The organism is Roseovarius spongiae (assembly GCF_003651245.1).
Classification (GTDB): domain Bacteria; phylum Pseudomonadota; class Alphaproteobacteria; order Rhodobacterales; family Rhodobacteraceae; genus Roseovarius; species Roseovarius spongiae.
The window spans coordinates 156,463-177,418 of the sequence record NZ_RAPE01000001.1 but is presented as its reverse complement, the minus strand read 5'-3'; the positions used below and the strand labels follow the sequence as shown (position 1 = coordinate 177,418).

Sequence of the window (20,956 nt, the reverse complement as noted above, 5' to 3'; positions counted from 1 at the left end):
AGGCGCCCGATGGTCAAGAAACGCCGCGGGCCGGGTCGACGCCCGGCCCGCGGGGCGCGCGGATCAGCGCGGGTTGGGCAGGATCACGATCTCCACCCGACGGTTCTGCGCGCGGCCTTCGTCGGTGAGGTTCGACGCGACCGGCTGGTCCTCGCCGCGGCCGAAGGTCTGGATGCGCCCGAAGCCGACGCCGCCGTCCATCAGCACGTCGGCCACCGCGTTGGCGCGACGCTCGGACAGGCCCTGGTTATAGGCCGCCGCGCCGGTGCTGTCGGTGTGGCCCACGACCTGCACCGTGGTGTCGGGATAGGAGCGCAGGCTGTCCGCGACAGTGAGCAGATCGCCCCGCAGGCTGTTGTTCACCCGCGCGCTGTCCACGGCGAAGAGGATGTCCTGCGGCAGCGTCACGATCAGCCGGTCGCCGGTGTTGGTCACCTTCACGCGATCGTTCTCGATGTCGCGGCGCAGCTCGGCCTCCTGCTTGTCCAGCGCGTTGCCGATGGCGGCCCCGCCCAGCGCGCCGATGGCCCCGCCGATCACGGCGCCCTTGCCCTTCTTGTCGCTGGCCGCGGCGCCGGTGATCGCGCCGATCACCCCGCCGAGCAGCGCGCCCTGCTGCGCCTTGGCGTTGGGATTGGTCGTGCCGTCGAGATGCGCGGGGCTGGTGCAGGCGGTGACGGTCAGCAGCGCCGACGCGGTCAGCGCGAGAATGGGTTTGTTCGCTCGGATCATGAAAGGCCTCTTCAGGTTACGCCCGTTTCGTCGGGTTGGGCGCGAGTATAGGCGTCTTTCCGCCATTGCCCAAGACGCCATGCAACGTGAAATCGGCAGCATTTCGCGCACATTGCCGTGAATGCCCGCCGCGCGATCAGGCGTCCGCCCGCGCGCTTTCCCAAGCGAGGATCGAGCGCTTGACCGGCAGCCCCCAGTGATAGCCGCCAAGCCCGCCGGACTTGCGCAGCGCGCGGTGGCAGGGGATGAGCAGGCTGATCGGGTTGCGCCCCACCGCGGTGCCCACGGCGCGCACGGCGCGGGGGCGGCCGATCGCCTCGGCGATCTCGGAATAGGTGGTGACATGGCCCGAGGGGATCTGCATCAGCGCCTCCCAGACCTTGATCTGGAACGGCGCGCCGATGAGGTAGAGCGGCGCCGGGTTGCCCGCGTCCGCACCAAAGGCCGCCAGCGCCCAGGGGCGCAGCATGTCCGCGTCCTCGCGAAACTCGGCCCTGGGCCAGCGGGCGCGCAGATCCGCCATCGTCGCGCCCTCCCCCGCCTCGGACGCGAAACCGATGCCGCAGATGCCCCGTTCCGTGCCCATCACGAGGCTGGGGCCGAAGGGGCTGTCGAACCAGCCCCAGCGGATCGAAAGACCCTCGCCCTTGCGCGCGAACTCTCCCGGGCTCATCGCCTCCCAGCGCAGGAAGAGGTCGTGGAGCCGCCCCGCGCCCGACAGGCCCGCGCCATCGGCGGCCGCGAGCGTGGTGAACCGCTCGGCCAGCAGCGCCTTGGCGTGGCCGAGGGTGAGATATTGCTGAAACCGCTTGGGCGACACGCCCGCCCAGGCCGAGAACAGCCGCTGGAAATGCGCCGGGCTCATGTTCATCGCGCGCGCCAGCCGATCCAGCGTCATGTCGGCGCCGTTCGCGTCGATCAGCTCGATCGCGCGGCGCATGACGTGGTAGTGATAGCCTTGGTCGGTCTGCACGTTCATCGCGGTGATCCTCCTTGCCTGCCTTCCAATCTAGGCGCCCGGCGCGCGCACGGCGACCCGAATGTTGCGCATTGCCCGCCAAGCGGGCATAGGGATGGCATGAGCAAGCAACTCGACTACCACGCGATCCGCGCCATATTCGAGCGGTTCCGCGATGCGGAGCCCGAGCCGAAAGGCGAGCTCGAGCATGTCAACGCCTACACGCTGGTGGTTGCGGTTGCGCTTAGCGCGCAGGCGACGGATGCGGGCGTGAACAAGGCGACGCGGGGATTGTTCGCCGTGGCCGACACGCCGCAGAAGATGCTCGACCTCGGGATCGAGGGGCTGACCGATCATATCAAGACCATCGGCCTCTATCGCCAGAAGGCGAAGAACGTGATGAAGCTGAGCCGGATCCTCGTCGACGACTACGGCGGCGAGGTGCCCAATTCACGCGCGGCGCTGCAATCGCTGCCCGGCGTCGGGCGAAAGACGGCGAACGTGGTGCTCAACATGTGGTGGGGAATGCCCGCGCAGGCGGTGGACACCCACATCTTTCGCGTCGGCAACCGCACCGGCATCTGCCCGGGCAAGGACGTGATCGCGGTGGAGCGCGCGATCGAGGACCACATCCCGGCCGATTTCCAGAACCACGCGCATCACTGGCTGATCCTGCATGGCCGCTACACCTGCAAGGCGCGCAAGCCGCTGTGCAAGACCTGCCTGATCCGCGATCTCTGCCCCTACGAGGACAAGAACCTATGACCAAGACCTACCAGGCCGTCGGGATCGGCAACGCCGTCGTCGACGTGATCACGCAATGCGACGACGCCTTCCTTTCCCGCATGGGGATCGAGAAGGGGGTGATGCAGCTGATCGAGGAAGAGCGCGGCGAACTGCTCTACAGCGCGATGGAGAACCGCCGCCAGATGGCGGGCGGGTCGGTCGCCAACACCATCGCGGGTCTGGGGGCGCTGGGGCTTTCGACCGGGTTCATCGGGCGGGTCCGCGACGACGAGCCGGGCCGGTTCTACGCCGGCGGCATGGCCGAGGTCGGCGTTGATTTCGTCAACGCGCCGGTGGCGGGGGGCGAACTGCCGACGTCGAAATCGATGATCTTCGTCACCCCGGACGGGGAGCGGTCGATGAACACCTATCTCGGCATCTCGACCGAGCTCGGCCCCGAGGACGTGCCCGAGGCGGCGGCGGGCGGCGCGGGGCTGCTGCTGCTCGAGGGGTATCTCTATGACAAGCCCAAGGGCAAGGCGGCGTTCACGCGGGCCGCGCGCGCCTGTCGCGAGGGCGGCGGGATGGCGGGCATCACGCTCAGCGATCCATTCTGCGTGGACCGGCACCGCGAAGATTTCCGCGCGCTGGTGGGCGAGCTCGACTACGTGCTGGGCAACGAGCACGAGTGGCGCGCGCTCTACCAGACCGACGATCTGGGCGCGGCGCTGGAACAGGCGGCGGCGGAAAGCGGGCTGATCGTCTGCACCCGGTCGGGGCATGACGTGGCGATCGTGCGCGGCGACCAGACGGTGAGCGTGCCGGTGCGCGCGGTGACGCCGGTGGACAGCACTGGCGCGGGCGACCAGTTCGCCGCCGGGTTCCTCTATGGCCTCGCGACGGGCGCGCCCCTCGAGGCGGCTGGGCGCATGGGCTGCATCGCCGCCGCCGAGGTGATCGGCCATTACGGCGCGCGCCCCGAGCGGGACGTGAAGGCGCTGCTCGCGGCCGAGGGGTTGGTCTGACGCGCCGCTCCTCCGGCCCTTGCGGGCCGTCCTCGCGTCGATAGGGCGCGACGGGGTCGGGCGGCGTTCCGCCCGGCGCGCGTCACTCGCCGAGTTTGGCGTGCACCTCGTCCAGGTCGATCTCGCCGATGGGCATCTTGCTAGACGGATCCGCCGGGTCGTATTTGAACAGTTCGAAATCCTGCTTGTAGATTTCATAGACGAGATGCATCGACAGATCGTCGAAGTAATCCTCGACCGGGTGGGCGCGTTTCGGACCGTGGCCCTCGGATTCGTTGAAGCGCGGGATCGCCTTCAGGTCGACGGCGTGGGGCGTTTCGATCGCGTCGAGCACGTCCTGCATCCCGTCGTTGAACGCCTCGGTCCAGAAGATGCGGTCATAGGTTCCGCCGTTGACGATATAGGTGCTCACGTGGCCGGCCTGCGCGGACCAGTGGATGTCCGGCTCCATCGGGCGGCGCCAGCGGATGGTGTCGCGCGCGAACAGAAGGAAGCGGCGGAAGCTGGCGATCTGGTCGAACGCCTGCTTGCCGTCCTCGCCGCCGACCTCGATCCCGTATTTCTGCACCAACAGCGGCACCAGCTTGCCCCGGTAGCGCTTGCCGTTGCGCTGGATGCCGCAGATCTTGTCGAAGAACGAACTGAGGATGCGGGTATAGGGATTGCGCACGCAGGTGAAGGCGTAGGACTTGTGCCCGGTCACGTTGGCGGTGATCAACGGCTGGCTGTCGTCGAGCGCCCATTTGTGCAGGCCGTGCGTCGCATCGTGGATATCGCCGTCGAAGAATTCCCCGTGGTCGGAGTAATACATGATCTGACCGATGGTCGAGCAGGCGCATTTCGGCACCACGCGGTACACGACGCTTTCGCTCTCGGTCATCCATGTCCCGGGAAACCCCATGACTGCCCTCCATGCCTCAAATTGCCCTGTTCAGGGTCTCTTGGTAATTAGCCTGATAAAAAAACGGGCGAAAGCCTGTTTATTCACAGCAACTTCAGGACTATCACTGTAAACAGTCGCTGCAACAAGGGCCAGTCTGTTTCCCGTATGGCAAAAATCGCCTACATCCTGCTGTGCCACAAGGACCCCGATGCGATCATCGGACAGGCCGAGATGCTGACCAAGGCAGGCGACTATATCGCGATCCATTTCGACGGGCGCGCGAGACCCGAACATTACCGCCGTATCCGCGGCGCGCTGGCCGACAATCCCAACGTCACCTTCGCGCGCAAGCGCGTGAAATGCGGCTGGGGGGAATGGAGTCTCGTGCAGGCGACGCTGCTGGCGGTCGAGGCGGCGGCAAAGGATTTTCCGCGCGCCACGCATTTCTACATGCTGTCGGGCGATTGCGCCGCGATCAAGTCGGCGCGCTACGCGCACGAGTTCCTTGACGCCGAGGACGTCGATTACATCGAGAGTTTCGATTATTTCGAAAGCGACTGGATCAAGACCGGCATGAAGGAAGAGCGGCTGATCTACCGCCACTACTTCAACGAACGCAAGCGCAAGTGGTTGTTCGACGCGTCCTTCGCGTTGCAGCGGAAGCTGGGATTGAGCCGCGCGATTCCCAATGACATCCAGATCATGATCGGCAGCCAGTGGTGGTGCCTGCGCCGCCGCACGGTGGAGTGGATCCTCGAATTCACGCGCAAGCGGCGCGACGTGATGCGGTTCTTCCGCACGACCTGGATCCCGGACGAGACGTTCTTTCAGACGCTGGTGCGCCATGTCGTGCCGGATGCCGAGATCCGCACGCGCACGCTCACCTTCCTGATGTTCACCGATTACGGAATGCCGCAGACCTTCTACAACGATCATTATGATTTGCTTCTGGGGCAGGATTTCCTCTTTGCCCGCAAGATCAGCCCCGAGGCGACCGAGTTGAAGGCGCGGCTCGGCGCGCTCTATTCCGACGACGACGCGACGTTCAAGATCTCCAACGAGGGGCGCAGCCTGTTCAAGTTCCTGACCGGACGGGGCCGGATCGGACAGCGCTTTGGCAGCCGGTTCTGGGAAACCGAGAGCACGCTGGGGCGGCACCGCGAACTGATGATCGTGATCTGCAAGAAATGGCACGTCGCCAAGCGCCTGCTGGAGCAGGTGCGCAAGATCACCAACACCCCGGCGATCGAATACCTGTTCAACGAAGAGGATACCGATCTGCCCGATCTCGGCGGCATCCAGTCCACGCTGGAGAAACGCACGCGCCACCGCCGGGCGCTGATGCGGATGCTGTTCGATTACTACGGGACGGACCAGTTGATCGTCTGCATGGACCCCAGCGCGCTCGATCTGTTGCAGGATTTCGCGAGCGATCGGTCGACGACGCGGATGCTGGAAATCCAGTGCGTCTTTACCGACGACTACCTGATCGGCCACGCCATGCGCGTCGGCCTTGCCGGGGAGCAGACCAGCGCGGAGACGTTCGAGCGGCTGCTGCCCACGATCCGCGGCGACATGGTGTATGAAAGCGACGGGATCCGCGACGCGGAGTTCGAACATCACTACATCATCAGCGAATCCCGCCCGCCCGAGGAAAACGCCGCGCCCATCGCGCGGTTTCTGGACATCGACCACGAACAGGCCCGGGACATCGCGAGAACCGAGCATTTGTTCGCCGACTGAAGAGGGACGACATGACATACCGTTACGACGATCAGAACATTTTCGCCAAGATCCTGCGCGGCGAAATCCCGAACCAGACCGTGCTCGAAACCGAGCACAGCCTCGCCTTCGACGACATCGCGCCGCAGGCGCCGGTGCATACCCTGGTGATTCCGAAGGGGGCCTACGTGAGCTTCGATCATTTCGCGGCAGAGGCATCGGACGCCGAGATCGTCGATTTCAACCGCACCATCGCAGAGGTCTGCCGGATCAAGGGGGTCATGCCGCAGGAAGGGCGGGCCGGGTTCCGCATGATCTCGAACGCGGGCGCGGATGGCGTGCAGGAGGTGCCGCACCTGCATGTGCATGTCCTCGGCGGGCGGGACATGGGGCGGATGGTGGAGAAGGCCGACTGAACGCGCCCCATCCATCCGCGGCGGCCATATCGCAGGGCGAGGCCGTCTTCGCGAAGCGTCACGCCTTTTGATCCCGGGCACTTGATAAAGGCGTGGCGCATGCGGGCGCTGATGCCTCGCGCGGGGGTCAACCGGATTCACCTGGACCCCGTCAAACACCGCAGGCTTCAGTCACCCGCATGGCAGCGGCGTGGATCGGCCGGGCGTCAGCCCTCCTTGCGACGGCGTCGCAGCAGCGCCAGCGCGCCCAGGGCCGTGAGGATCAGCGGAGCGCCGGCGGGCAGCGGCACCGGGCTTGACGGCGGCGGACCCGAAGACGACTGCTTGGTGAAGACCCGGACGTAATCGCCCGGCGACGAGGCGGTCCAGTCAATGAGCAGCCGTTTCGAATTGCTGGTGTCGATCGCAACCGAATCGCCGGCCTCGAGGCCGCGCAATGACGGGTTCAGGTAGGTGACGTTGTTGTTCAGAAGAAAGTCGCTGGCGTCGAGGTTGGCCGTGGAGGTGGCGATTCCGAAAATGTCGGCATCGAAATCCACATAGCCCTTCTGGCTGGTCAATGCGGCGGGATCGAAGAACACGTAGTGGCTTGCCACCACGTCGCCCTTATCAGGCCCTGTCCCGATATCGACCGAGATGGCCGACGGAATGATGATGTTCTGATCCTCGTTGAAGGCATAGAGATTGGCGTCATCGAACTTGTCTTCCCCGACCGAGAAGGTGGATGTGGGATCGAGTATGCTGAACGATCCCGACCCGTGGGTGACGTCGCCGCCGACGATTGCAGCCGAGGACGCCGTGCCGAGCATCCCGCCCAGAAGAAGCGACGCACAAGTAATGCTTTTTAAATATTTCATGGTAAATTCCCTTTCGTAGACCGAAAATTTACCACGAATTATCCCGATTCGATAACTTTTCCGCGCCTTGCGGCGCAGAGGCTTCGCAATGGGGCCCTGTCGATCGTGAACCATGCGACGGCGTGCGGGGCCTGCCCCGGCCCGGCGCGGCCTTCGGCGTTTACCGGCTGCGGGTCAGGTCAAGGAAAACGTCCTGGAGATCGGCCTGTTCCGTGCGTACGTCACGGATGCGGATGCCCGCGTCGCGCACCGCGGCAAGCACCGCCTCGGCGCTGGTGCGCCCCGCGTGGTAGGTCATCGCGAGCGCGCCGTCCGGGCGCGCCGTCACCTCGATCCCCTCGGCGGCGGGCGGGGCCGCGACCGGCTCTTCGGGCGAGATGATCATCGTGCGCGTATCCAGCCGGGCGAGCAGGTTGGCGGTGCTGTCGCGGGCCACCAGCGCGCCGTGGTCGATGATCGCGATCTCGTCGCACATCTGTTCGGCCTCCTCGAGGTAATGGGTGGTCAGGATGATGGTCATGCCCTCGGCGTTGAGCCGGCGCACGTTCTCCCAGAGCATCTGGCGCAGCTCGATATCGACGCCCGCCGTCGGTTCGTCCAGCACGAGCACTTGCGGATGATGCACCAGCGCCTTGGCCAGCAGCAGCCGCCGACGCATCCCGCCCGAGAGCGTGCGGGCATAGGCCTCCGCCTTGTCCTCGAGCCCGACGAGTGCGAGGATCTCGTCGCTGCGGCGCTGCGATTTCGGCACGCCGTAAAGACCGGCCTGCACCTCGAGCGCCTCGCGCGGCGTGAAGAACGGGTCGAGGTTCAGCTCCTGGGGCATGACGCCGATCGCCGCCCGGCTCTGGCGCGGGTTCACGTCCTGGTCGAAGCCCCAGATATCGACCTTGCCCGCCGTCTTGATGACGAGGCCGGCGAGGATGTTGATCAGCGTCGATTTGCCCGCGCCGTTGGGACCGAGCAACCCGAACACCGAGCCCGCCGGAATGTTGAGATCCACGCCCTTCAGCGCCTCCTTCGCCGGCTCGCCGCGCCGCCCGCGATAGGTCTTGCGAAGGTTGCGGATTTCGATTGCGTTCGCGCTCATGGTGCCCTTGCCCCTGCCGATTGGATCGCCCATAAATGCACCTAAGAGATATGACCGCAAAAGGAAACGCCCCGATGGTGACCGAGGCCCCCGAGATCCGGATCGTCGACCAGTATCGCGTCGCCTGCGACGGCAGCGAGGGCGCGTTGGGGCATCCGCGCGTCTGGCTGCAAATCCCGGCCGAGCAGGGCTGGGTCGAGTGTCCCTATTGCGACTGCAGGATCATCCACCGCGACTTCGAGGGCAAGGTCTGATCCATCGGCGCCGCGCCCGGCCGCAAGCCGCGGGATTTTGGGTATCTACACCAGGAAAAAGCGCGGGGGCGCGCGTCAGGAGGCCCGGGCCATGTCATTCGGAAAAGGCTGCCACCTGCACCTGATCGACGGGTCCGCCTTCATCTTTCGCGCCTATCACGCGCTGCCGCCGCTGACGCGCAAATCCGACGGGTTGCCGATCGGCGCGGTCAGCGGGTTCTGCAACATGCTGCAACGTTATGTCGACGACAACGCCGGCGGCGACGTCACGCATGTCGCGGTGATCTTCGACAAGGGCAGCCACACCTTCCGCAACGATCTCTACCCCGAATACAAGGCCAACCGCGAGGCGATGCCCGAGGATCTGCGCCCGCAGATCCCGCTCACCCGCCGCGCGACCGAGGCGTTCAACATCGCCTGCAAGGAGATCGAGGGCTACGAGGCCGACGACATCATCGCCACGCTGTCGATGCAGGCGCGCGACGCCGGCGGACGGGTGACGATCATCAGTTCGGACAAGGACCTGATGCAGCTTGTCGGCGGCGGGGTCGAGATGCTGGATGCGATGAAGAACCGCCGGATCGACGCGGAGGGCGTAGAGGAGAAATTCGGCGTCGGCCCCGACCGGGTGGTCGACGTGCAGGCGCTGGCGGGCGATTCGGTCGACAACGTGCCGGGCGCGCCGGGGATCGGGGTCAAGACGGCGGCGCTGCTCATCAACGAATACGGCGATCTCGACACGCTGCTGGAGCGCGCCGGCGAGATCAAGCAGCCCAAGCGGCGCCAGACCCTGATCGAGAAGGCCGACCAGATCCGCCTGTCGCGCCAGCTCGTGCAGCTCGACTGCGCGACGCCGCTCGACTTCACGCTCGACGACCTGGAGGTGCGCGACCCCGATCCCGACACGCTGCTCGGGTTCCTATCCGAGATGGAGTTCCGCACGCTCTCCAAGCGCATCGCCGCCGCGATGGAGGTCGAGCCGCCGGTCATCCCCGACGCGGCTCCGCAAGCGCCCGGGGAGGCCGCCCCCGACTGGCCCGCCATCGACGCCGCCAGCCACGAGAAGATCACCGACATGGCCGCGCTCGCGGTCTGGATCGACCTCGTCAAGGCGCACGGGCATGTCGCCATCGACACCGAGACGACCTCGCTCAACGAGATGCAGGCCGAACTTGTCGGCATCAGCCTCGCGGTCGAGCCGGGCCATGCCTGCTATATCCCGCTTGGCCATCGCAGCGGCGACGCGGATGATCTCTTTGGTTCGGACAGGCTGGCCGGGGGGCAGTTGCCGCTTCAGGACGCGCTCGACGCGCTCGCGCCGGTGCTCGAGGATCCGGCGATCCTCAAGATCGGGCAGAACATGAAATACGACATGAAGATCCTGGCGCGCCACGGCGTCAGCATGTCGCCCATCGACGACACGATGCTGATGTCCTACGCGCTGCACGCGGGGCTGCACAATCATGGCATGGACGCGCTCAGCGAACGCTATCTCGGCCACACGCCGATCCCGATCAAGACGCTGCTGGGCAGCGGCAAGTCGGCGATCACCTTCGATCGCGTTCCGGTGGACGACGCCGTGGCGTACGCCGCAGAGGACGCCGACATCACCCTGCGTCTGTGGCGCCTGTTCAAGCCGCAGTTGCACCGCGAGAAGGTCACGGCGGTCTATGAAACCCTCGAACGCCCCCTCGTGCCGGTACTGGCCCGGATGGAGCGGCACGGAATCGAGGTCGACCGCGAGGTCCTTAGCCGCATGTCGAGCGCCTTCGCCCAGAAGATGGCCGCGCTGGAAGAGGAAATCCACGCCCTCGCGGGGCGCAAGTTCAACGTCGGCTCGCCCAAGCAACTGGGAGAGATCCTGTTCGACGAGATGGGCCTCGTGGGCGGCAAGCGCGGCAAGACCGGCGCCTACGCCACCGGCGCCGACGTGCTCGAGGATCTCGCGACGGAACATGATCTGCCCGCCCGGATCCTCGACTGGCGCCAGTTGAGCAAGCTGAAATCGACATATACGGATGCGCTTCAGGACCATATCGACCCGGAAACCGGGCGCGTGCATACCTCCTACGTGCAGACCGGGGCCAATACCGGGCGGCTCGCCTCGACCGATCCGAACCTCCAGAACATCCCCGTGCGCACCGAGGAGGGCCGGCGCATCCGCACCGCCTTTGTCGCGCCGAAGGGCCGCACGCTCGTCAGCCTCGACTATTCGCAGATCGAGCTGCGCATCCTTGCCCATGTGGCGGATATCGACGCGCTCAAGCAGGCGTTCCGCGACGGGCTAGACATCCACGCGATGACGGCCTCCGAGATGTTCGGCGTTCCGCTGGACCAGATGACGCCGGAAATCCGCCGCCAGGCCAAGGCGATCAATTTCGGCGTGATCTACGGCATCTCGGGCTTTGGCCTGGCGCGAAACCTGCGCATTCCGCGCGCCGAGGCGCAGGGGTTTATCGATCGCTACTTCGAACGTTTCCCCGGCATCCGCGCCTACATGGACGACACCATCGCCTTCGCCAAGGAGCACGGCCATGTGAAGACGCTGTTCGGGCGCCGCATCCACACGCCGGAAATCTCCGCCAAGGGGCCGCGCGCCGGCTTCGCCCGCCGCGCCGCGATAAACGCACCCATTCAGGGCACCGCCGCCGACGTGATCCGCCGCGCGATGATCCGGATGCCCGCGGCCATCGAGGGTCTGCCCTGCAAGATGCTGCTTCAGGTCCATGACGAGCTTCTGTTCGAGGTCGAGGATGGCGCGGTCGAGGACGTCATCGCCGCCGCGCGCGACGTGATGCAGGGCGCCGCCGCTCCGGCGGTGCGGCTCGGCGTGCCGCTGATCGTCGACGCGGGCCATGGCGCGAACTGGGCCGAGGCGCATTGACCGAAGGGCGGCCCGCCGCAGGCGGACCGCGAACCAGGCGCTACGCCCGCATTTCATCGGACGGGATCACCTCAAAGAACGCGCCGCCCGTCCAGATGCCGAACCACCCGTCGCGATGCGCGCCAAGCTCCACCAGCCGGTAAAAGCTCTTGCGGTCGATCAGCGCCTCGAGGTCGCCGCGCACGAGGACGTAGGGCGCGGGCTCCGCGCCGTCGCGGGTGACGCGCAGCGGGGCGTCGGGGCCGGCGGTCACGCTGTCGCCCACATTCGTCGTGAAGGTCAGCACCTGGTCCTCGCCCGCGCCGCGCGCCTCGAAATCCACGGCGACGAATGGCGCGTCCTCGACCGTGATCGCCCATTTCTCGACTGGCGTGACCAGCACGTAACGGCCGGCGTCCTTTTCCGCATCGCGTCGCAGGATCGTGGAGAACAGACGCACCAGCGCGGGGCGATTGATCGGCGCGCCCTCGTGATACCATGTCCCGTCGCGCGCGATGCGCATGTCCATCTCGCCCGACAGAGGCGGATCCCACATATGCACCGGCGGCAGGCGGCGGTCATCGCCCGCCGTGCGGGCGGCGTCCTCGAGGCGGGTTGCTGACGGGGTCGTGATCGGATCGTCGCTCATTGCTTTTGCCATTTCGCATCTGGTCTATACACTCGTCAGCGTAATCATAGACCGCGCAGGAGATATGTCATGACCGAACCCGCCGACCTGGTGGCCGAGATCGAGGCGCTGAAGGACAGGCTCGCGACCGCGCGGACCTCGATCACCCGCCGATTCATCGGGCAGGAGCGGGTCGTCGACCTCGCCCTTTCGGCGTTGCTCTGCGGCGGGCACGGGCTGCTTGTCGGGCTGCCGGGGCTGGGCAAGACGCGTCTGGTCGAGACGCTCGGCACGGTGATGGGACTGGCCGCCAACCGCATCCAGTTCACCCCCGACCTGATGCCCGCCGACATTCTCGGCTCCGAGGTCTTGGAAACCGGCGCGGACGGCTCCCGCGCGTTCAAGTTTATTCCGGGGCCGGTCTTCTGCCAGCTTCTGATGGCGGACGAGATCAACCGCGCCAGTCCGCGCACGCAATCCGCGCTCTTGCAGGCGATGCAGGAACGCCAGGTCAGCGTCGCCGGGGCGGATCGCGCGCTTGAGCCGCCGTTTCACGTGCTCGCCACGCAGAACCCGATCGAGCAGGAGGGCACATATCCGCTGCCCGAGGCGCAGCTTGACCGGTTCCTCGTGCAGATCGACGTGCCCTACCCCGACCGCGACACCGAACGCGCGATCCTGCTGGCCACGACCGGCGCCGCCGAGGAAGAAGCGCACGCCGTATTCGCCCCGGACGAGTTGATCGCGGCGCAGCATCTGTTGCGACGGATGCCGGTGGGCGACGCGGTGATGGAACTGATCCTCGACCTCGTGCGCGCCTTCCGCCCCGAGGACGCCAGCGCGTCCGAGCGGGTCCGCGAAACCGTCGCCTGGGGGCCGGGGCCGCGCGCCGCGCAGGCGCTGATGCTGACCGTGCGCGCCCGCGCGCTCATCGAGGGCCGGCTCGCGCCCAACGCCGAGGATGTGGCCGCCCTGGCCGAACCGGTGCTGATTCACCGCATGGCGCTCAACTTCGCGGCGCGGGCGCGAGGCGACAGCCTTGGCGCGCTCATCCAAGAGACGATCGAAACGCTCGACCGGACGCGGGCCGCCGCGTGAGCGCCGCCCCCGCCTCCCTGCGCGCCCGGGCCGAGTCCGAGGCCGCCCGCTTTCCGCCGCTGCTGGCGCGCGCGGAACGGCTGGCGGGGTCGGTGATCCTTGGCGAACACGGGCGTCGGCGGGCGGGGCTGGGCGACGATTTCTGGCAATACCGCCCCCTTCAGGAGGGCGACCAGCGCCGGATGATCGACTGGCGCCGCTCGGCGCGCAGCGATGCGCAATTCGTGCGCGAACGCGAATGGCAGATCGCGCAGAGCGTCATGCTCTGGGTCGATTCAGCGGCCTCCATGCGCTTTGCCAGCGCGCCCGACCTGCCCGAGAAGGCCGACCGCGCCGCCCTGCTGGCGCTGGCCGCGTCGGTGCTGCTGCTGCGCGGGGGCGAGCGCGTCGGCCTCACCGGCGCCGCGCTGCCGCCCCGCCGGGGCGAGGCGCAGATCCTGCGGCTGGCCCGATCCCTCGGCGATGCGGCGGCAGAGGATTACGGCGCCCCCGAGACGCGGGGCATGTTGCCGCATTCGCGCGCGCTCTTCGTGTCGGATTTCCTCGGCGATCCCGAACCGGTGCGCGCCGCGCTGACCAAGGCGGCGGACCGCGGCGTGCAGGGTGTGCTCTACCAGGTGCTCGACCCCGCTGAAGAGGCGTTTCCCTATCGCGGGCGGGCGATTTTCGAGTCGATCGGCGGCACGCTCGCGCATGAGACGCTGAAGGCCGCCGACCTGCGGGATCGCTATCTTGATCGGCTCGCGCGGCGCAAGGCGGAGCTGGCCGCGCTTTGTGACGCGACCGGCTGGCGCTATGGCTGCCACCACACCTCCGAGAGCGCGCAATCCGCGCTCCTGTGGCTTTTCGGCGCGATCGAGGGCGGAGGGCGCGCGCGATGATGATCGGCCCCATCGGTTTCGCCGCGCCGTGGCTTCTGGTCGCGCTCGCCGCGCTGCCGATCCTGTGGCTGCTGCTGCGCGCCGTGCCGCCCGCGCCGGTGCGCCGCCGCTTCCCCGGCGTGGCGCTGCTCTTGGGCTTGCGGGACGAGGACAGCGTCACCGACCGCACGCCGTGGTGGCTGCTGCTGCTCAGGATGCTGGCGGTGGCGGCGGTGATCATCGGGTTCGCCGGGCCGGTGCTGAATCCCGAACGGGACGCGGGCGCGCGCAACGCCGACCCGCTGCTGGTGGTCATGGACGCCAGCTGGGCCAGCGCGCGCGACTGGCCGGCGCAGCGCGAGTTCCTCGACGCGATGCTGGCCGAGGCGGGACGCGAGTCGCGCGCCGTCGCGGTGCTGCGGCTGAGCGACCCCGAGACGCCGGTGTTCCGCTCGGCTGCTACGTGGCGCGGCCGCCTGCCCGGCCTTGCGCCTGCCGCCTGGGAACCCTCGCCGCAGACGATGCAGGACGCGGCCGGAATGCTGGGCGACGCGCCGTTCGAGACGCGCTGGCTGTCGGACGGGCTTGCCCGCGAGGGGCGCGGCGCGCTGCTGGACGCGCTGGAGACGCACGGGCCGGTCACGATCATCGAAAGCGCCAAACCGATCCTCGCGCTTGCGCCCGCAATGCTCGAGGACGGGGCGCTCGCGCTTACCGCGCTGCGCACCGACGCGGCGCTGGCGCGCGACGTCACCATCCTCGCCCACGGGCGCGATCCGTCTGGCGCGCCGCGGGTGCTTGCGCAACTGCCGCTGTCTTTCACAGCCGGCGAGACGACCGCCGCCGGCGCGCTGACCCTGCCCGCCGAACTGCGCGCGCGCCTCACCCGGTTCGAAATCGCCGGGCAGGACCACGCGGGCGCGGTGAGCCTGACGGGTGACGGGCTCAAGCGGCGCGAGGTGGCGCTGATCGCCGGGCGCGAAGACCGCGAGGGGCTGGAGCTGCTGTCGCCGCTGCACTACCTGAACCGTGCGCTCGCCCCTTCCGCCGACCTGCTGGACGGGGCGTTGATGGACGTCCTGCCCGCCGCGCCGGACGTGATCGTGCTGGCCGATGTCGCCACGCTCGCCGGGGCGGAACAGGCCGCGCTGCTTGACTGGGTCGAGGGCGGCGGCGCGCTCTTGCGTTTTGCCGGACCGCGCCTTGCCGCGAGCGACGTGTCGCGCGCCGAGGAGGCCCCGCTCATGCCGGTGCGGCTGCGCGCGGGCGGCCGCACGGTGGGCGGCGCGATGAGCTGGGGTTCGCCCAAGGCGCTGGCCCCCTTCCCCGAGGACAGCCCGTTTCACGGCCTTCCCATCCCGGACGACGTGAAGGTCAGCGCGCAGGTCATGGCCCAGCCCGATCCGGACCTCGCCCAGCGGGTGATTGCGCAGCTCGAGGACGGCACGCCGCTGGTCACTCGCAAGCGCATCGGAGCCGGGCAGGTCGTGCTGTTCCACGTCACCGCCAATGCGGAGTGGTCGACGCTGCCGCTCTCGGGTCTTTTCGTGCAGATGCTCGAACGCCTGGCGATTTCATCGGGTGCGGGGTTGCCCGGCGCGGAGGACCTTGCCGGGACCACCTGGAGCCCGGTGCAGGTCATGGACGCCTTCGGCGCGCTTGAGGATGCGGGCGCCCTGCCCGGCGTCGCGGGCGCGGACCTTGCCGACGCCGCCCTCGGGCCGGATCTGCGCCCCGGCGTCTACGAGGACGAGGACCGCCGCATCGCGCGCAACGTCATCGGCTCGGACGACGCGATCGCGCCCGTCGCGTGGCCCGCAGGCACGCGGATAAGCGGCCTCGCCCCCGGGACCGAGCGCCCGCTTGGCGGCTGGCTGCTGGCGCTGGCGCTGGTGCTGCTGGCGGCGGATGTGCTCGCCTCTCTGGGGCTTTCGGGGCGGCTCTGGCCCGCCCGCGCGGGCGCGGCGCTGATCCTTGCCGCCGCGCTGACGCTGCCCCAGCCCGGCGCGGCGCAGGAATCGCCCGAGGCGCTGGCGGACGAATTGACGCTGGCGCATGTCATCACCGGCGACGCGCAGCTTGACGACATGGCGAAGGCCGGGCTGCGCGGGCTGACGCAGACGCTGTTTTTTCGCACCTCGGTGGAACCGGCCGAGCCGGTGGGCGTGAACCTGGAGACGGATGAGTTGGCGTTCTTTCCGCTGCTCTACTGGCCGATCAGCCCGGATCAGCCGACGCCCTCGGCCGAGGCCTACGTGAAGCTCAACCGCTACCTGCGCACCGGCGGCATGATCCTCTTTGACACCCGCGACGCGGACGTCGCGGGGTTCGGCGCGGCCTCGCCCAACGGCGCGCGGCTGCAACGGCTTGCCGCGCCGCTGGATATTCCGCCGCTTGAACCCGTACCGCGGGACCACGTGCTGACCCGCGCGTTCTATCTCTTGCAGGATTTCCCGGGCCGCTACGCCGGCCAACCCGTCTGGGTCGAGGCCGCGCCGCCGGACGCCGAGCAGGTCGAGGGCATGCCGTTCCGCAACCTCAACGACGGGGTGACGCCGGTGGTGATCGGCGGCAACGACTGGGCCGCCGCGTGGGCGGTGGACCGGCGCGGCGCCCCGATGTTCCCGGTCGGGCGGGGCAACGCGGGGGAGAGGCAGCGCGAACTGGCCTACCGCTTCGGCGTCAACCTCGTGATGCATGTGCTGACCGGCAACTACAAATCCGACCAGGTGCACGTGCCGGCGCTTCTCGACAGGTTGGGCCAATGACGGGCGCGGTGATCTTCGACCCGCTGCTGCCCTGGTGGCTGATCGCGGCGCTCGGGGGCATGACGCTCTGCGCCGTGGCGCTGGCGCTTTGGCGGGGGCTGTCGGGCTGGGCGCTGCGCGCGCTCGGCGCGGCGGTGATCCTGCTGGCGCTGGCCGGTCCGGTCTACCAGCGCGAGGACCGCGCGCCGCTCAGCGACATCGTGCTGGTGCTTGACGATACCAGCGCCAGCCAGAAGCTGGGCGACCGCGCCGCGATGACCGAGGAGGCCGCCGCCGCGCTGACCGAGCGGTTGGGCGCGCGCGCCAACACCGAGGTGCGCCGCGTGACCGTCCCGGACGGGCCGGACAACAGCGGCACGCAACTGATGACCGCGCTGTCCGAGGCCATCGCCGAGGAACCGCAGGGGCGTATCGCCGGGGTCTTCCTGCTGAGCGACGGGCGGCTGCACGACATCGAACGCGCGCCGGACCTGCCCGCGCCGATGCACCTGCTGCATACCGGGCGCGAGGATGACTGGGACCGCCGCCTGATCGTCGAGGGCGCGCCCGCCTTCGCCATTCTCGGCGAGGAAATCACCCTTACCCTGCGCATCGAGGACAGCGGCGCCGTGCCCGCCGGCATGGACAGCGCGCCGCTCGACATCTCCGTCGACGGAGAGGCGCCGCAACGCTTCGACGTGCCGGTCGGGCGCAGCATCGATCTGCCGCTCGCGCTGCCGCATGGCGGGCGCAACGTGCTGCAATTCACCGTCCCCGAGGCCGAGGGCGAGCTGACCGAGCGCAACAACTCCGCATTAGTGCAGATCAACGGCGTGCGCGACCGCCTGCGCGTGCTGCTGGTCTCGGGCGAGCCTCACAACGGCGAGCGCACATGGCGCAACCTGCTGAAATCCGACAGTTCCGTGGATCTCGTCCACTTCACCATTCTGCGCCCCCCGGACAAGCAGGATGGCGTGCCGGTGCGCGAACTCAGCCTGATCGCGTTTCCCACGCGCGAGCTGTTCCTCGAGAAGATCGACGATTTCGACCTGATCATCTTCGATCGCTACAAGCGGCGCGGCATCCTGCCGTCGCTCTACCTCGACAACGTGCGCAGCTATGTCGAAGGGGGCGGCGCGGTGCTGATCGCCGCAGGGCCGGATTTCGCCAGCGCCGACAGCCTCTACCGCTCACCGCTCGAGGCGATCGTGCCCGCGCGCCCCACGGCGCGGGTGATCGACCGCGGCTACCGCCCGACGATAAGCGAACTGGGCCATCGCCACCCGGTCACGGCGGGGCTGGAAGAGATGCATGACGGCGAATGGGGCCGCTGGCTGCGCCAGGTCGAGGTGGACGAGGCCACCGGCGACGTGGTCATGACCGGGGCGGGAGACGCGCCCTTGCTGATCCTCGACCGGGTGGGCGAGGGGCGCGTGTCGCTGCTCGCCTCCGATCATGCGTGGCTTTGGAACCGCGGCTACGAGGGCGGCGGGCCGCAACTGGAAATGCTGCGCCGCCTTGCGCACTGGATGATGAAGGAACCCGAGCTCGAGGAAGAGGCGCTCTGGGCCGAGGCGACAGGGCAAGAGATGCGCATCATCCGCCGCACGCTGGGCGAATCGGTTCCGCCGGTGACGGTGACGACGCCCGTGGGCGACACGGTGGAGCTGGACCTGTCCGAGGTGTCGCCGGGGCGGTTCGAGGCGCTTTACGACGGGCCGGTGATCGGGCTCTACCGGCTGGAGAACGGAGAGCATTCGGCGGTGATCGGCCTCGGTCCCGCCGCGCCTGTCGAGTTCGAGCAGACCATCGCCACGGGCGACCTGCTGGCCGATGCGATCAAGGCGACGGGGGGCGGCGTCCGCGCGCTGGCCGATGGGCTGCCCGCGATCCGCACGGTGCGCGAGGGCCGCCCGGCGGCGGGGCGCACGTGGCTCGGCGTCACCCCGCGCGAGGCCTACCGCACGCTGAGCGTGACGCAGACGGCGCTTTTGCCCGCGTGGCTGGTGCTGCTGCTGGTCGCGGGGCTGGTGGTCGGCGGCTGGCTGCGCGAGGGGCGGCGGACCTGACGCTCTTTCGCTCTTGCGGGCGTCCTCGCATCCGGCGAGCGGCGCGGATCAATAGGGCACGGACACCTTCACCGCCTCGCCCACCCAGTTGGCGACCGAGCAATGCGCGCGCAGCCAGACCTCGCGCGTGCCGTCGGGCAGCATCACGTTGCCGAGGCTGCGGGTGAAGGGCTGCTCATTCACGTGCGGGTGGTGCAGCTTGCGCTTGGCCAGCACGGCGCCGTCCGCATCCAGCACCTCCCAGCCGTCGGCGTAATGGTCCCAGCCGGTATCGGGGTGCAGGACGGTGACGTGAAACCGCCAGCCCATCCCGTCGCGCTCGACCTCGACGCCGGTGATCTCCGGCCCCGCGGCGCGGACGGGCGTGACGAGGGCGGCAGCGACCGCGAGGGCCGCACAGAAGAGAAAAGTGAATCGGGTCATGGGTTCATGATATAGGATGCGGGCGTATGTCATGCTTTCACGTCTGTGTGTTCGCACTATCTCTGCGTCATGGCAATTCGGCCCCGGCGGACAGCGATCCGTCATTGCGCCGCACGCCCGATACCGGGCAAACTGGCCCCGCCGCCCCGACAGGAGGACCGCCGATGGAGATGCCGCCCCCCGATCCGGCCATCTTGGCCCGACAGCCCGAGCTCGTGAAGCGCCTGTCCGGCGCGCTGTCCGCCGGCGCGGTGATCTCGGACCCGGCCGAGACGCGAGCATACGAATGCGACGCGCTCACCGCCTATCGCTGCGCGCCTCTGGCCGTGGTGTTGCCATCCTCGACCCAAGAGGTGGCGGCCGTGCTGCGCATCTGCCACGACATGCGCGTGCCGGTCGTGCCGCGGGGCTCTGGCACGTCGCTTGCCGGCGGTGCGCTGCCCGGCGGGGATTGCGTGGTCCTCGGGGTGGCGCGGATGACCGCGGTGCTGGAAACCGATTACGCCAACCGCTTCATCCGCGTGCAGGCGGGACGCACGAACCTGAGCGTGACCGGCGCGGTGGAGGCCGACGGGTTCTTCTACGCGCCCGACCCGAGCAGCCAGCTTGCCTGCGCCATCGCGGGCAACATCGCGATGAATTCCGGCGGGGCGCATTGCCTGAAATACGGCGTGACCACCAACAACCTGCTGGGCGTCACATTGGTGCTGATGGACGGCACGGTGACAGAGCTGGGCGGCGCGCATCTGGACGCGGGCGGGCTCGACCTGCTGGGCCTCGTCTGCGGCTCCGAGGGGCAGCTTGGCGTCGTGACCGAGGCCACCCTGCGCATCCTGCCCCGCCCCGAGGGCGCGCGCCCGGTGCTGATCGGGTTCGACAGCAGCGAGGTCGCGGGCGCCTGCGTTTCCGACATCATCAAGGCGGGCGTGCTGCCGGTCGCGATCGAGTTCATGGACCGCCCCTGCATCCGCGCCTGCGAAGCCTTCGCAAGCGCGGGCTACCCGGATTGCGAGGCGCTGCTGATCGTCGAGGTCGAGGGCAGCGAAGCCGAGATCGACGAACAGCTTGGCGTGATCCTGCAGATCGCGCGCCGCCACGATCCGGTGGAGCTGCGCGAAAGCGGATCGGAGGAGGAAAGCGCGGCGATCTGGCTCGGGCGCAAGTCGGCCTTCGGCGCGATGGGACAGATCGGGGATTACATGTGCCTCGACGGGACCATCCCCGTCAGCGAACTGCCCCGCGTCCTGCGCCGCATATCCGAGATGTCCGAGGAATTCGGGCTGCGCGTCGGCAACGTGTTTCACGCGGGCGACGGCAACATGCACCCCTTGATCCTCTATGACGCGAACAAGCCGGGCGATCTGGAGACCTGCGAGGCGTTCGGCGCGGAGATCCTGAAACTCTGCGTCGAGGTCGGCGGCTGCCTGACCGGAGAGCACGGCGTCGGCGTGGAAAAGCGCGACCTGATGGCGCATCAATACACGCCCGACGACCTGGAGGCGCAGATGGCGGTGAAGGACGTGTTCGACCCCAAGTGGCTGCTGAACCCGGCCAAGGTGTTCCCGTTGGCCGCGAGCGAACCGCGCCGCGTCGCGGCGGAGTGAA

The 20,956-nt window shown here is 68.3% G+C and carries 18 protein-coding genes; 11 read left to right on the top strand and 7 right to left on the bottom strand.

What is annotated here, in order from left to right:
* Positions 1-63: 63 nt before the first annotated feature.
* Positions 64-732, bottom strand: a complete 669-nt coding sequence (locus D6850_RS00830; RefSeq protein ID WP_121163078.1) for a YiaD family glycine zipper/OmpA-like lipoprotein — start codon at positions 730-732, stop codon at positions 64-66.
* Positions 733-868: 136 nt separating this feature from the next.
* Positions 869-1,711: a methylated-DNA--[protein]-cysteine S-methyltransferase gene (locus D6850_RS00825; protein WP_121163077.1), complete on the bottom strand. Its 843-nt coding sequence runs from the start codon at positions 1,709-1,711 to the stop codon at positions 869-871.
* A 99-nt stretch (positions 1,712-1,810) separates the two neighbouring features.
* On the opposite strand from D6850_RS00825, the gene nth reads away from it, so the two are divergent.
* Both nth and D6850_RS00815 read left to right on the top strand, forming a co-directional pair.
* Positions 1,811-2,455 carry an endonuclease III gene (gene nth, locus D6850_RS00820; protein WP_121163075.1) on the top strand — a complete coding sequence of 215 codons (645 nt, stop codon included), beginning with the start codon at positions 1,811-1,813 and terminating at the stop codon, positions 2,453-2,455.
* Positions 2,452-3,441, top strand: a complete 990-nt coding sequence (locus D6850_RS00815) for an adenosine kinase (protein WP_121163074.1) — start codon at positions 2,452-2,454, stop codon at positions 3,439-3,441. The genes nth and D6850_RS00815 overlap by 4 nt, the downstream gene beginning before the upstream one ends.
* An 82-nt stretch (positions 3,442-3,523) precedes the next feature.
* Here D6850_RS00815 and D6850_RS00810 read toward each other — a convergent pair whose 3' ends face one another.
* Positions 3,524-4,342, bottom strand: a complete 819-nt coding sequence (locus D6850_RS00810) for a sulfotransferase family protein (RefSeq protein WP_121163072.1) — start codon at positions 4,340-4,342, stop codon at positions 3,524-3,526.
* 147 nt (positions 4,343-4,489) lie between these two features.
* On the opposite strand from D6850_RS00810, the gene D6850_RS00805 reads away from it, so the two are divergent.
* Together D6850_RS00805 and D6850_RS00800 are read left to right on the top strand one after the other, a co-directional pair.
* Entirely contained in the window at positions 4,490-6,067 is a 1,578-nt protein-coding gene (locus tag D6850_RS00805; protein WP_121163071.1) for a DUF5928 domain-containing protein, read from the top strand.
* 11 nt (positions 6,068-6,078) lie between these two features.
* Positions 6,079-6,462: an HIT domain-containing protein gene (locus tag D6850_RS00800; protein WP_121163069.1), complete on the top strand. Its 384-nt coding sequence runs from the start codon at positions 6,079-6,081 to the stop codon at positions 6,460-6,462.
* Between the two features lie 206 nt (positions 6,463-6,668).
* Here the strand turns inward: D6850_RS00800 and D6850_RS00795 are convergent, their stop codons facing one another.
* Positions 6,669-7,319 (bottom strand): VPLPA-CTERM sorting domain-containing protein, encoded by a 651-nt coding sequence (locus D6850_RS00795; protein WP_121163068.1) that lies wholly within the window; start codon positions 7,317-7,319, stop codon positions 6,669-6,671.
* Between the two features lie 160 nt (positions 7,320-7,479).
* Entirely contained in the window at positions 7,480-8,409 is a 930-nt protein-coding gene (locus tag D6850_RS00790; RefSeq protein ID WP_121163066.1) for an ABC transporter ATP-binding protein, read from the bottom strand.
* A gap of 74 nt (positions 8,410-8,483) precedes the next feature.
* Between D6850_RS00790 and D6850_RS00785 the strand changes: the two genes are divergently transcribed.
* Positions 8,484-8,663: a zinc-finger domain-containing protein gene (locus D6850_RS00785; RefSeq protein ID WP_121163065.1), complete on the top strand. Its 180-nt coding sequence runs from the start codon at positions 8,484-8,486 to the stop codon at positions 8,661-8,663.
* Positions 8,664-8,754: 91 nt separating this feature from the next.
* Entirely contained in the window at positions 8,755-11,547 is a 2,793-nt protein-coding gene (polA, locus tag D6850_RS00780) for a DNA polymerase I (protein WP_121163064.1), read from the top strand.
* A 40-nt stretch (positions 11,548-11,587) separates the two neighbouring features.
* Here the strand turns inward: polA and D6850_RS00775 are convergent, their stop codons facing one another.
* On the bottom strand, positions 11,588-12,175 hold the full coding sequence (locus D6850_RS00775; RefSeq protein ID WP_121163063.1) for a DUF1285 domain-containing protein: 588 nt from the start codon (positions 12,173-12,175) through the stop codon (positions 11,588-11,590).
* A gap of 69 nt (positions 12,176-12,244) precedes the next feature.
* On the opposite strand from D6850_RS00775, the gene D6850_RS00770 reads away from it, so the two are divergent.
* Genes D6850_RS00770 through D6850_RS00755 form a run of 4 tightly spaced genes read left to right on the top strand, consistent with a single transcriptional unit; the run spans position 12,245 to position 18,928 of the window.
* On the top strand, positions 12,245-13,252 hold the full coding sequence (locus tag D6850_RS00770; RefSeq protein ID WP_121163061.1) for an AAA family ATPase: 1,008 nt from the start codon (positions 12,245-12,247) through the stop codon (positions 13,250-13,252).
* Entirely contained in the window at positions 13,249-14,133 is an 885-nt protein-coding gene (locus tag D6850_RS00765) for a DUF58 domain-containing protein (RefSeq protein WP_121163060.1), read from the top strand. The genes D6850_RS00770 and D6850_RS00765 overlap by 4 nt, the downstream gene beginning before the upstream one ends.
* Positions 14,130-16,880, top strand: a complete 2,751-nt coding sequence (locus D6850_RS00760) for a DUF4159 domain-containing protein (protein WP_121163058.1) — start codon at positions 14,130-14,132, stop codon at positions 16,878-16,880. The genes D6850_RS00765 and D6850_RS00760 overlap by 4 nt, the downstream gene beginning before the upstream one ends.
* Complete coding sequence (locus D6850_RS00755) at positions 16,877-18,928, top strand: hypothetical protein (protein ID WP_121163057.1); 2,052 nt, start codon at positions 16,877-16,879, stop codon at positions 18,926-18,928. Before D6850_RS00760 ends, D6850_RS00755 begins: the two co-directional genes overlap by 4 nt.
* Positions 18,929-18,976: 48 nt before the next feature.
* Here the strand turns inward: D6850_RS00755 and D6850_RS00750 are convergent, their stop codons facing one another.
* Positions 18,977-19,351 (bottom strand): hypothetical protein, encoded by a 375-nt coding sequence (locus D6850_RS00750; protein WP_121164976.1) that lies wholly within the window; start codon positions 19,349-19,351, stop codon positions 18,977-18,979.
* 164 nt (positions 19,352-19,515) lie between these two features.
* Here D6850_RS00750 and D6850_RS00745 point away from each other — a divergent pair, with 164 nt between their 5' ends.
* Positions 19,516-20,955, top strand: a complete 1,440-nt coding sequence (locus tag D6850_RS00745) for an FAD-linked oxidase C-terminal domain-containing protein (protein ID WP_121163055.1) — start codon at positions 19,516-19,518, stop codon at positions 20,953-20,955.
* Position 20,956 lies beyond the last annotated feature (1 nt).